The sequence below is a fragment of the Bradyrhizobium sp. genome (assembly GCF_019242285.1).
Taxonomy (GTDB): Bacteria; Pseudomonadota; Alphaproteobacteria; order Rhizobiales; family Xanthobacteraceae; genus Bradyrhizobium.
The window spans coordinates 1-11,943 of the sequence record NZ_JAFAVV010000254.1; the positions used below are offsets into that span (position 1 = coordinate 1).

Below are 11,943 nucleotides of genomic sequence, written 5' to 3' on the forward strand. Positions count from 1 at the left end.
CGAAGTCATCAAGGTGACGCCTGATCCCGGCGTGATCGAGATCAACATCCAGCCGGCGGCGAGCTGGCGCGAGGCCGTCGACATCACCTTCGGACTTTACGAGGACGCGGCAAAAACCCGGCTCGGGGCCAACCGTTTCCTGATCGACGGCAGGCATACCGGCACCGGCGGCGGCAACCATGTGGTAGTCGGCGGGGGAACGCCTTCGGATTCCCCCTTCCTGCGCCGCCCCGACCTGCTGAAGAGTCTCGTGCTGTACTGGCAGCGGCATCCGTCGCTGTCCTATTTCTTCTCCGGCATGTTCATCGGCCCGACCAGTCAGGCGCCGCGAATCGACGAGGCGCGGCACGACAGCCTCTATGAGCTGGAGATCGCGCTCTCCAAGGTGCCGCCGCCCGGCGAGACCGGACCCTTGTGGCTGGTCGACCGGCTGTTCCGGCATATCCTGGTCGACATCACCGGCAACACCCACCGCGCCGAAATCTGCATCGACAAGCTGTTCTCGCCGGACAGCCCGACCGGCCGGCTCGGCCTGGTGGAATTCCGGGCGCTCGAAATGCCGCCGGACCCGCGGATGTCGCTGGCGCAGCAGCTCCTGGTCCGCGCGCTGATCGCAAAGCTCTGGCGCGAGCCGCAGGACGGCAAATTCGTGCGCTGGGGCACCGCGCTGCACGACCGCTTCATGTTGCCGCACTTCATCTGGGAGGACTTTCTCGACATGCTGGATGAGCTGCGGCGCTCTGCTTACGACTTCTCCCCGGACTGGTACCTCGCCCAGCTCGAATTCCGCTTTCCCGCGTTCGGCCGGGTCCATCATGGCGGTGTGACGCTGGAATTGCGCCAGGCGCTGGAGCCCTGGCACGTGCTGGGCGAGGAGGGCACCGCCGGCGGCACCGTCCGTTACGTCGACAGCTCGGTGGAGCGGCTGCAGGTCAAGGCCGAGGGCTTCGTCGAGGGCCGCCACGTCGTGAGCTGCAACGGCCGGCGGATGCCGATGACGCCGACCGGGCGCGCGGGCGAGGCGGTGGCCGCCGTCCGCTTCAAGGCCTGGCAGCCGGCCTCCGGCCTGCACCCGACCATCCCCGTTCACGCACCTCTGACCTTCGACCTGATCGACACCTGGAACGGACGGTCGCTCGGCGGCTGCGTCTATCACGTCGCCCACCCCGGCGGTCGCAATTATGAAACAAAACCGGTCAATTCTTACGAGGCCGAGGCGCGGCGGCTGGCGCGGTTTCAGGACCACGGCCACACCCCCGGGCGGATCGATCCGCCGCGCGAGGAGCGCAGCCTGGAATTTCCGCTGACTCTCGACTTGAGAACACCGCTCCCGCATTGAAGAATGAGGCTTTGGGGAGAGTCTTGAATGGCTGAGGTCACCGGCTCGGAGGCCGGGCAGGGCGACAGTCAGGCGGGTGGGCAGGCTGCGGCCAAGGCCCGCCCGGGCCAGCGCCGGGTCGCGCATTGGATGCGCGACTATGTCCGCCTTCCCGGCATTCCCGACGAATACATCGCCGACGACGGCACCCCGCGCGGGGTCTGGAGCCGCTTCTTCGACGCCTTCGCGAACCTCGCGCCCAGCGACATCGAGCGCCGCTTCGCCGCCGCCGACCGTCATCTGCGCGAGGCCGGCGTCACGTACCGCGCTCCGGGCGAGAGCGCCGAGCGGCTCTGGCCGCTCAGCCATCTGCCGCTCCTGATCGACGAGGCCGACTGGCAGCTTCTCTCCGCCGGCATTGCGCAGCGCGCCCAGCTCCTCGAGCTCGTGCTGCGCGACCTCTATGGCGAGGGCCGCCTGATCGCCGAGGGCGCGATCCCGGCCGCGGCGATCGCCGGCAGCGCCGAATATCTGCGCCCCATCTGCGGCCTGAAGCCGCCGGGTGGCCGCTATCTCTCGCTCTACGCCGCCGATGTCGGCCGCGGCCCTGACGGCCGCTGGTGGGTGCTCGGCGACCGCACCCAGGCGCCATCGGGCGCCGGCTACGCGCTGGAAAACCGCCTCGTGCTGTCGCGGGCCTTCGCCTCGCTCTACAAGTCGATGAATGTCGAGCGGGTGGCGCCGTTCTTTGAAGCGTTCCGCGCCTCGCTCCACCGGGCCGCCGACCGCGACGAGCCGCGCATCGGTGTGCTGAGCCCCGGCAGCTTCAGCGAGACCTATTTCGAGCAGGCGACGCTGGCGCGCTATCTCGGCTTCCTCTTGGTCGAGGGCGACGACCTCGCCGTCTCCGGCGACCGCGTCCACATCCGGACCGTCGCAGGCCTGAAGCGGCTCGACGTGCTGCTCCGCCGGGTCGATTCCAACTCGCTCGATCCGCTCGAGCTCGACGCCGCCTCGCGGCTCGGCGTGCCCGGCCTGATCGATGTGCTGCGCAAGAACGGCGTCGTGGTCGCCAACATGCCGGGCTCGGGCGTACTCGAGGCGCGGGCGCTGCTCGGCTTCCTGCCCGGCCTTTGCCGCCGCCTCTTCGGTGAGGAGCTGAAGATGCCGCATATGGCGACCTGGTGGTGCGGCCAGAAGGACGCGCGGGAGGAGGTGCTGTCGCGGCTCGACGAGCTCGCGATCGAAAGCGCCTATGGCCGCGGCGTGCCCGGCTTCGAGAGCAACGGCCCGGTGCTCGCCGGCGAATTGCCGCCCGCCGAGCGGCAGCGCCTCGCCAGCGCCATCACCGAGCGCGGCATCGATTATGTCGGCCAGGAGCTGGTGCGGCTCTCGACCATGCCGGTGTGGGACCAGGGCCGGATCGTGCCGCGCCCGTTCGTGCTCAGGGTGTTCGCGGCGGCGACCGCCGACGGCTGGACCCTGATGCCCGGCGGCTTCTGCCGGATCGCCGAGCAGCTCGATGCCCGCGCGGTGACGATGGGCGACGGCGCCCGCGCCGCCGACGTCTGGGTGGTCTCCGACAAGGCAGTGCCGGCGACCTCGCTGCTGCCGGCCTCCGACTCCGTGCGCATCCGCCGCATCGCCGGCGTGCTGCCGAGCCGGGCGGCGGACAATCTGTTCTGGCTCGGCCGCTACCTCGAGCGCGCCGAGGCGACGTTGCGGCTGGTGCGCGCACTCGGCACCCAGCAGCGCGACCCCGGCAAGGGCTCCTCGGCGATGCAGCAGGCCGCGGAGCGGATCCAGCGGCTGCTGGTGGCCTGGGGAGCGGTGTCGCAGACCTCGCGCACGCAGGTCGCAAAGGTTGCAGCCGAGGCGCTGCGATCGGAGCCGCGTTTCGGCTCCGCGCTGTCGCTGCTCCGCGCGGCCCAGCGCACCGCGACGTCGCTGCGCGAGCGGCTGTCGCCCGATGCCTGGCAGGTCATCACCGAGATGACGACGCGGCTCGCGCACGAGATCGAGGACGACGACGTCGTCGTCAGCGCGGCCGAACTGACCTTGCAGGAGCTGGCGAGCTTCGCAGGCCTGGCGCAGGAGAACATGAACCGCGCCGCGGGCTGGCGCTTCCTGGAAATGGGCCGCCGCGCCGAGCGCGCCATCAACACTGCCCGCTTCGCCCGCCAGTTCGCCTCCGACGAGGCCAGCCCCGAGGACCTCGACGTGCTGCTGACGCTGGTGGACTGCCAGATCACCTACCGCTCGCGCTACCTGGTCGGGCCGGTGCTGGCGCCGGTGCGCGACCTCGTGGTGCTCGACACGTACAACCCGCGCTCGGTCGCCTTCCAGGTCGAGGCGCTGAACGAGCATGTTGCGAGCCTGCCGGCGCTGCGCGAGACCGGGCTGATCGAGCGGCCGCAGCGGCTCGCGGTCGCGCTCCGGGGGACGCTGATCACCGCGGAAGCCGCCGCCCTCGACGGCAAGACGCTGTTTTCGCTCGAGCAGGACCTGCTGACGCTCGCCGACGCCATTGGGTTGCAGTATTTTCCGCACGGGCCGAACGCGAGTCGGCCGGAGAAGCTCACGGGGCTGGCTTGATCTACGACATTCGCCACGTCACCACCTATTCCTACGAAAGCCCGGTCAGTTACGCGCGATGCTCGCTGCGACTCGAGCCGCGTAGCGGCGACGGCCAGGAGCTGATCTCGCATCGCGTCGAGGTCCGGCCGAAGCCCGTCGAGCGCACCACGCGGCGCGACTTTTTCGGCACGCTGACCGAGAGCATCGTGATCGAGGCCGCGCACCGGCACCTGCGCATCGATTCGACGTCGCGCGTCGCGGTCGCGCGCAGCGTGCCCGGCCGTGCGGCCGACAGCCCGGCCTGGGAAAGCGTGCGCGACGCCGCGTTTGCGGCAACGAGCCTCGGTCCGAGCTCGCCGGTCGGCTATGTCTTCGCCAGCGCCCTGGTGCCGGTGCTCTCGCCGGTGACCGCCTATGCCGCGATGAGCTTTCCGGTCGGGCAGGGCGTGCTCGCGAGCGCGGCCGAGCTGATGCACCGCATCCGCACCGAGTTTCGCTACGAGCCGAAGGCGACCGTGATCTCGACGCCGCTGCACGAGGTGTTCGCCAAGCGCCACGGCGTCTGCCAGGATTTTGCCCATGTGATGATCGCGGGCCTCCGCGGCCTCGGCCTGCCGGCGGCCTATGTCAGTGGTTACCTGCGCACCATCCCGCCGCCGGGCCAGCCGCACCTCCAGGGCGCGGACGCCACCCACGCCTGGGTCTCGCTGTGGTGCGGGGAGGCGCTCGGCTGGATCGGTTTCGATCCGACCAACGATCTCCTGGTCGCGAACGACCATATCATTCTCGGCATCGGCCGCGACTTCGCCGACGTCTCGCCGGTCGACGGCATCATCGTCGGCTCGCCGAAGCAGCGGCTCGGCGTCGCCGTGGATGTCGTGCCGGTGGCGTGAGGCGCGCGGCGGTGGTGATTGTAGAGGGTAGGGCGGGCTAAGGCGCGGCGCGCCGAGCCCACCATTCATCGGCATCATCGTCTTGCATGGTGGGCACGCTTCTGCCTTTGCTTGGCGCGCGTCTGTGCAAGCGGCCGATTAGCCAACCCTACAGATCCGGGCTTGGATGATGGCCATCGCGATTTCTGATTTGAATGTCAAACAGCGATGAGGACAAACGCCGGCGTTCCCGCGGCGGATTTCGCCCGAGCTTTGCCGGTACGGTCGCCCTCGAAATCATTGAGAGGGCGCAGGGAAGGCCGGGTGCCGTTCGCACCCATGGCCCGCCTGCAACAAGAAACGCAGGCGGCAGTCACCACAGGTACGAGCCGAACATCCGGCCTTCCCTGCGCGGTGGTGTTAACGCTTATGGCGTGCTCTCCCCGGGGACCGGGCTTTCTTGCCCCCGTCGCCCGCAGGATCATCCCTGCGGGCTTGACGCCAGCGTCGGGGCGTCAGGACCACACGCTTTCGCCGTCCGCGACGATGCCGCTCGTCTGGCGACATCATCCGCGTCCACCGCATCTCCGCCCCACGTCCGTGACGATCGCGATACGCCCCTCTCGGCGAGGCGGGACGGCGCATATAGACATGGCTTCGGAAAAAAAGAAAGAGATATTTTCGGCGGCGCGCACCTGGGCGATGCGATCCCGTTGATCAGCCTCGCGAACTTTCTGTTTTGCCGCAGCCGATTTTGCCCGCTCGGCTCCTCCCAAAAAGGGGCCGGCGACGGGAAAATCGCGCCGATCGCGCCCGGCAGGCGAATCACCGTCGCCGGCACGGGAAAGCCGTTTCACGGAGGGCGGAGCGGCGCGGTTCGCCGGGACGACTTAGTGAGCCAAACATCGTCACATCAGGGACTGCGGGTCCGGCGCAGTCGTGAGGCTCAACCGCAGCCCTTCCGGGGACGAGACCGAGCCCCTCGCGGACGATTCTGCGTGAAATAGTAGCCGAGCCTGAAGCGGCGGGATAGGCCCGGTCGACTCTCTCGGAGGGCCGAAGGCGCCTGGACCTATGCCCAGCCTCGGGTATATCTGCGTCGGACTGAACCATGGTCGGAGGCTGTGTTGCGCGCACTCACGTCTGCATCTGTCGTTGTCGGAACGCTGCTGCTGGTCATCCATCCCGGTTCGGCCCAGACCTACGATCCCAGCCGTCCGATCTGCATGCACGTCTATGGCGAGCAGATGGGTGAGCGAATGGATTGCATCTACACTTCGCTCGCCGAATGCGCGGCGACGGCATCCGGCCTTCCAGCGCAGTGCCTGGTCAATCCCTACTATGCGCCGGAACAACACCGGCTCAAGAGAAGGGCCAGAAGCACGTCGCGCCAGTGACGATCACAAGAGTTGAGTTCGAGCGAAGTGGATACCGGTTCGCGTGAAGAAAACGCGTCAAAACGAAGGCTGGAGCTTCCGTTCCGATTCCATCGGAACGGAAGCTCCAGATGATTTGGCCGGGCCGAAAGAGGCTCACCCCCGTCTCCGCTCCGCGCGCCGCAAACTCTCCGACGGCAATTCGCCGAACGCGAGCTTGAAGTCGCGGGCGAAGTGGCCGGCGTTCTGGAAGCCGCAGGCGAAGGCGACCGAGAGCACGGTGGTGGAGGTGTCGGCGCGCTCCAGCATGTCTCTGGCGCGGCTGAGTCTGATCTGCTTGGCGAATTCGGAAGGCGAGGCGCCCACCACCTTCCTGAACTGCCGGAACAGGCTGCGTGCGCTGACGTCGGCGACCTCCGCCATCTTCTCGACGTCGATCGGCTGATCCCAATTGGCCTCGATGAACTCCTGCACCTTCCTGACCGCCGAGTTCGACGGCGCCGGCGGCTCGCGCAGGAGCAGCGGGATGTAGTTGTGCCAGTTGCTCATCAGGAACTTCATGATGAGCATGCGCTCGGTCTCGACGATGACGAGGTCGGAGAGGTTGTGGCCGCGCGCGTTGTAGTCGGAGGCGAAGTGGAAGGCGCCGCGCCTCAGGCTCGCGACCGCCGGGTTCGACTGGGTCTCGTCGTAGAACACGATGTCCTTGTCGATCTCCTGGCCGATCAGGACGCCGAGATAGCGCTTCAGCGCGCTGTACTCGATCCGCAGCACGAGCTGATTGGTTCGTTCGAATTCCAGGTGCAGCGGCGTGCCCGCGGGAATGATCGGGGCGGGGCTCGCAACCGAGATCTCGCCGGTGCGGCGGCCGGTGGAGAAGCGTCCCGATCCGCCCAGCGCGAAGTATTGCCGCACGAAGCTGGCCTCGGCGAAACTCACCGAATGCCGCTCCGGATACTGCACGTGGATCAGGTTGACGTCGTTCAGCCGCAGATAGTGCGCATTGCAGGCCTTTCCGTTCGGCGGCGCCTCGAACCGGGTGACGCCGAACAGTTTCGTCACCCGGCCCTTGACCTCCTCGACCCTGCGCGACGTGAAGCCGGGATGCTTGCTCAGGAGATTCGATCGGTTCGGCATCGGCGGCTAACGCGCTTCCTTCCCGCCGGCGTTCAAGATCGCAGACCCCTGCCGTCGCAAGACGCTTCAAAAATTACCGCGGAAGTGCGGGGCGACTTTATGGTGATAATATGTCCGGCATCATCTAGCACCGCCGACGATGGTGCGGGTGGTATCGAGATGAGGATGTGGAAAGTACGGCCTAGAAAAGCAGCGGCAGCAGCATCCTGGTTCGTTTCATGTAGGCCGAATACCGGCCGGGAAACTGCCGGCGCATCAATTTTTCCTCGTGATGCGCGCTGTAGATGAAGTAGGCGCTGAACACAATGAGAGGCAGTATCCACAGGAGGCTCTCGGCGATCGCCGTACCCAGCATCGCCAGGATGATGCCGCCGTAGATCGGATGCCGCACCAGGGCATAGGGCCCGTCGGTGACCAGCTCCGGATCCTCCTTTCGCGACATCGGCATGCCCCAGTTGCGGCCGAGGTGGACACGGGCATGGATGGCGAGGCCGACGCCGAGGGCGACCAGCGCCGTGCCGACCGCGCCGAGCGACATGCTGCTCGCCTGCCAGTTCTGGGCGTTGCGCAACACGAGCCGCACGTGCGGATCATGCACCGCATAGATGACGAGCGCGACGACACCGATGCGCATCGCGATCAGCTTCCACCATGCGGTGGTCTGTACGTTGCGCTTGGCGAAGACGGCGGAGATCGCCCAATAGGCGATGAGGACCAGCCACAGCGCGGGGATGATCAGGCGGAAGACGGTCATCGCGGGTGTCCCGGTTCGTCTTGCTCCGCGCGTTGGTGACGGGCGCGTTCGGAAGCTTTGAAATCAGACGTCGGTTCGTGGGTATACGTTCAATTCGCACGAAACTCTCGCGTGCGAACCGTTTTCCCCGGGTTCCATCGACTGCAAGGACGTACCGGCCGGCGGGCCGCCGTTTGGCCGAATTTCGACGATAGCCGAGATGCACACAAGATCATTTGGCTCATCGAGCTCGTTTGCGTGCTTCGATTTCAGTTGCTCGCTCGAGAGCCGTCTCCCGAAGCTGCGGCGGAAGCAGGAGAGTGCATCGTGAAGCGTTGTCTATTGTCGATCGCGTTGCTGTCAGTCGGCCCGGCGACGGCGTCGCATGCCAGGGATGCGTTCGCTACCATCTATATCGACGGCAAGCCCTGCAATACGGCCTGCCAATCCTACATGGCATGGTCGCGTCAGGTGCTGAACAACTCGTTCAGGAATTCGATGAACCGCGCGGCGCCGTCGGATTCATATGGCGGCGCGCTGCGCGGCGCCGATTGGGGAATGACTGGCGCCGGGCCCGCCTTTCGCGGGCAGGCTGCGGTACCTTCCGCCCGCCTGCCGGACCGAACGCGCGCCCGAGCCTTGGCCGCGGCCGCGGTGGCTGAGCAGTTGAACAACAGCGGCATCGCCGCATCCGAGCTCCGCGCCATGAACGACCGGCGCACCGGAGGAGGGGTCGACGATGACACGCTGGTCGCGCTCCTGGTCGCGCGCCCGGAGATCAGGTCGCTGACCGAACTGGCCGGAAAGGACATCGCGATCGACGTGCGCGACACCGTATCGGGAGCGCGTCTGCGGTCGGTGCTGGCGACAGCCGGCGCCAGGGACGTTCACGTGAGCAGCGGCGCCGCGCGGCCGATCGACCGCCTGGCGTCGGGCGAAGTGCCGGCGGCGGTGCTGACGCTGGCGTCGTCGGACATCGCGGAGCTCTTTCCCGACATCGCCGGCTTCACCCTGTTCAAGCTGCCGCTGTCGCCGCGTTCGCTGGAGGGACGGGCGGCAAGTCCCGCGCCCCGGTAGCGCCCGGGCGTGACGCCGAACTGGCGGACGAAGGCGCGGGTCATGTGGCTCTGATCGGCGAAGCCGGAGGCATGCGCCGCCTCCGCGAACGCCGCGCCGCCGGCGATCAGCCGGCGCGCCAGCCGCACCCGGCACTGGATCAGATAGGCATAGGGCGTCGCGCCGAGCTCACGGGCGAAGGTGCGCACGATCTGGTAGCGGCTGACCGACGACAGTGCGGCGAGCTCCGCCAGCGTCACCGGCTGCGACGGATCGTCCTCGATGCGCGCGCGGGCACGCGCGACCGGCGCCGAATGACGGCAGCGCTCGGGCGGGATGCGGCCCGACAGGCGCGGCACGATTTGCGCGATGATCTCCTCGATGCCGAGCTGGTCGGCGCCCCGGCTCAGCCGCTCGAACAGCAAATTGACCGCGTCCCCGGCCGCCACATCGTGCAGGCTGGGCGAAAGGAATTCGATCTCGGCGCCGGCGTCGGGCAGCAGCGTGTGCGCGAGCAGCTCGGGATCGAAATAGAGAATGCGCCAGCGCCTGGTGGCGCCGCGAATGGGATGGCCGTCATGGACCTCGCCGGGATTGACGGTGATGACGTCGCCCGGCAACGACTCGACCTGGCCCATGCCGCTCCAGGAGCGCTGCGCGCCCGACAGCACGACACCGATGCCGTATTCGTCGTGGCTGTGCCGCGGGAAGTGGTGGTTGGAGGCAAGCTCCATCGCCGTGATTCCAAGGTCCGGCGCACGGTGCACGGCGACCTGATGCAAGGGGGACATGGCAGGCCTCGTCATCTCCGTCAGCGCTTCACGGCCACCGCCTTGAAGAAAGTGTAGCAGAAGACGCCATCACTTTCCGCCGTGCGGTTCAGGTCGGCGATGCCGCGGTCGAAATCGGCCGGCCGCGTCAGGCCGGCCTCGATCGCCGCCATGCGCACGCCCGCGATCATGGTCGTGAAGGTCCTGCGGGTGAAGCCGGTGGCGAGGTCCGGGCGGCTGCCGTCCGCATAGACCAGACGTGGCGACACGCGCGGCTCCGCGAAGCCCGCTTCCACCAGCATTGGATGGAGCCTGCGTCCGATCAAGGCATCGCCGCCGGCGCGGGCTTGCAGCGCGACCTGACAGCCGATCGCGCGGCGCGCATCATCGCTGTCGGGGTGAAACAGCGCCGAGCCGTGGTCGCCCTCGATCACGGTGATCGTCCCACCCGGCCTGACGACCTCGCCCAGCGCCCGCAGCGCCTCGCGGGGGCGGCCGAGGTGCTCGAGCACGAAGCAGAGAAAGACGTGATCGAAGGAGGCGGGCGCAAAGGGCAGCGCGAAAATATCGGCCTCCTCGAAGACGACGTTCGACAGGCCGGCGGCCGCCACCCTGGCACGTGCCTCGGCCAGCGACGGCGCGGAGCGGTCGAGCGCCGTGACATGCGCGAGCGGGCTGCGGGCGGCGAGCGTGACGGTCTGGGCGCCGACGCCGCAGCCGGCTTCGAGCACGCGCGCGCCGGCCGGATAGGCGGTGTCGGCATGCAGCAGCTCGACCAGCGCCGACGCCTGGTCCTGCAGCCGCTGCAATTCGCGCGGGCCATAGCCGTGAACATAGGGCGAAGACCGATGAGAAGACTTGTCAGAAGGCTTGTCAGGAGACATGGGGGCATCCGTCAGCGTCGGGACGGCCAAGTTGCCGCTCCTGCAGCGGACGCGTCTTGAACAGAATTGCAGGCGCGAAACAGGCGCCGATGCATGTCTCGCCTCAAGAAGCCGTGTCGGAACCGGCAGGAACAAAATCGCCGCACTCATCATTGTTCGGTGCCGACAGCGGCGGACAGGGAACCGATCCGGTCACGTCTGCGCGACTGATCCGGCTTACCCCATAAGCGATGGAGTGATCTGATGAGACGTTTGTCGCTGGTTGTTGGCGCGGTGGCCGCCTTGGCGGCCTCTGGCGCCTCGGCCCAATCGGTCAACCTGACCGGCACCTACCGCTGCATCGAGATGTGCCGGAACGGGCTGATGGGCTCTCCGGCCTACATCACCCAGAACGGCGAGAACTTCAACCTCACGATGGAGACCGGCGAGTCCTACCGCGCGTGGCCCGACTGGAACGCACCGGCGTCGCGGATCTGGATCGACGACCGCGACGAGAGCGCGGTCTATTCGCCGGACGGCATCCGCATCCAGTTCGACGATGGCCGGGTATGGCAGCGCGACTTCGGTCCGCCGCCGGTCGTGGTCTATCGGCGATAGCGACCCGCGCAAGGCGGGCTCGCGCGATCAGCCCGCCTTCGCGCGATCGGGCCGTTCGACCGGGACTTCCGCCGGGACTTGCCGCAGATTGCGGAAGAACCTCTCCACCTCCCGCGCCAGCGTCTCGGCTGTCGAGGAGAGTGCATCGGACGCCGACAGCACGGACGAGGCCACGGCGTCGGTCTGGCCGATGGCCTCGCGCAGCGAGGAGATATTGTTGACCAGGGTCTCGTTGCCCTGGGCCGCAGACTGAGCGTTCACCGAGATCTCGCGGGTGGCGGCGTCCTGCTGGCCGACGGCGCCCGCGATGTTCGAGGCGATGTCGCTGATGTCGTGCACGGCATTGCCGATCTCGCGCACCGCATCGACCGCGTTCCGGGTCGAGGCCTGGATCAAGTGGACGTTCTGGCCGATCTCCTCGGTGGCCTTGGCGGTCTGTCCGGCCAGCGCCTTGACCTCGTGGGCGACCACCGCGAAGCCGCGGCCGGCCTCGCCGGCGCGGGCCGCCTCGATGGTGGCGTTCAGCGCGAGCAGGTTGGTCTGCTCGGCGATCGCCTGGATCAGGTTCAGCACGCCGTCGATCCGCTGCGTCGCCGCCGCGAGGCTCTCGATTTCGGCGATCG

General features: G+C 67.8%; 10 protein-coding genes. 5 read left to right on the top strand and 5 right to left on the bottom strand.

The features are described 5' to 3' along the window. From JOY90_RS09815 to JOY90_RS09830, 4 genes are all read left to right on the top strand, one after another. The coding region (locus JOY90_RS09815; RefSeq protein WP_291690938.1) for a transglutaminase family protein at positions 1-1,339 on the top strand (1,339 nt) is incomplete at its 5' end. Between the two features lie 27 nt (positions 1,340-1,366). Further along, entirely contained in the window at positions 1,367-3,913 is a 2,547-nt protein-coding gene (locus JOY90_RS09820; protein ID WP_291690939.1) for a circularly permuted type 2 ATP-grasp protein, read from the top strand. Beyond that, positions 3,910-4,788, top strand: a complete 879-nt coding sequence (locus JOY90_RS09825) for a transglutaminase family protein (RefSeq protein ID WP_291690940.1) — start codon at positions 3,910-3,912, stop codon at positions 4,786-4,788. Before JOY90_RS09820 ends, JOY90_RS09825 begins: the two co-directional genes overlap by 4 nt. 1,106 nt (positions 4,789-5,894) lie before the next feature. Then, positions 5,895-6,164 (top strand): DUF3551 domain-containing protein, encoded by a 270-nt coding sequence (locus JOY90_RS09830; RefSeq protein WP_291690941.1) that lies wholly within the window; start codon positions 5,895-5,897, stop codon positions 6,162-6,164. A gap of 135 nt (positions 6,165-6,299) precedes the next feature. Here the strand turns inward: JOY90_RS09830 and JOY90_RS09835 are convergent, their stop codons facing one another. From JOY90_RS09835 to JOY90_RS09850, 4 genes are all read right to left on the bottom strand, one after another. Continuing rightward, the gene (locus JOY90_RS09835) at positions 6,300-7,280 is read right to left on the bottom strand and encodes a helix-turn-helix domain-containing protein (protein ID WP_291690942.1); all 981 of its coding nucleotides are present in this window, start codon (positions 7,278-7,280) and stop codon (positions 6,300-6,302) included. A 181-nt stretch (positions 7,281-7,461) separates the two neighbouring features. After that, complete coding sequence (locus JOY90_RS09840; protein ID WP_291690943.1) at positions 7,462-8,034, bottom strand: isoprenylcysteine carboxylmethyltransferase family protein; 573 nt, start codon at positions 8,032-8,034, stop codon at positions 7,462-7,464. Positions 8,035-8,900: 866 nt separating this feature from the next. Next, positions 8,901-9,860 (bottom strand): AraC family transcriptional regulator, encoded by a 960-nt coding sequence (locus JOY90_RS09845; RefSeq protein WP_291690944.1) that lies wholly within the window; start codon positions 9,858-9,860, stop codon positions 8,901-8,903. 20 nt (positions 9,861-9,880) lie between these two features. After that, positions 9,881-10,723 carry a methyltransferase domain-containing protein gene (locus tag JOY90_RS09850; protein WP_291690945.1) on the bottom strand — a complete coding sequence of 281 codons (843 nt, stop codon included), beginning with the start codon at positions 10,721-10,723 and terminating at the stop codon, positions 9,881-9,883. Positions 10,724-10,966: 243 nt separating this feature from the next. Here JOY90_RS09850 and JOY90_RS09855 point away from each other — a divergent pair, with 243 nt between their 5' ends. Further along, complete coding sequence (locus tag JOY90_RS09855; RefSeq protein ID WP_291690946.1) at positions 10,967-11,320, top strand: hypothetical protein; 354 nt, start codon at positions 10,967-10,969, stop codon at positions 11,318-11,320. A gap of 27 nt (positions 11,321-11,347) precedes the next feature. Here JOY90_RS09855 and JOY90_RS09860 read toward each other — a convergent pair. Continuing rightward, on the bottom strand, positions 11,348-11,943 hold a 596-nt coding region (locus JOY90_RS09860), incomplete at its 5' end, for a methyl-accepting chemotaxis protein (protein ID WP_291690947.1).

Excerpts from the sequence above, each read along its gene's own strand:
- JOY90_RS09855 (WP_291690946.1), top strand. The coding sequence starts at position 10,967 with ATGAGACGTTTGTCGCTGGTTGTTGGCGCGGTGGCCGCCTTGGCGGCC.
- JOY90_RS09850 (WP_291690945.1), bottom strand. The coding sequence starts at position 10,723 with ATGTCTCCTGACAAGCCTTCTGACAAGTCTTCTCATCGGTCTTCGCCC.
- JOY90_RS09820 (WP_291690939.1), top strand. The coding sequence starts at position 1,367 with ATGGCTGAGGTCACCGGCTCGGAGGCCGGGCAGGGCGACAGTCAGGCG.
- JOY90_RS09840 (WP_291690943.1), bottom strand. The coding sequence starts at position 8,034 with ATGACCGTCTTCCGCCTGATCATCCCCGCGCTGTGGCTGGTCCTCATC.
- JOY90_RS09845 (WP_291690944.1), bottom strand. The coding sequence starts at position 9,860 with ATGTCCCCCTTGCATCAGGTCGCCGTGCACCGTGCGCCGGACCTTGGA.
- JOY90_RS09835 (WP_291690942.1), bottom strand. The coding sequence starts at position 7,280 with ATGCCGAACCGATCGAATCTCCTGAGCAAGCATCCCGGCTTCACGTCG.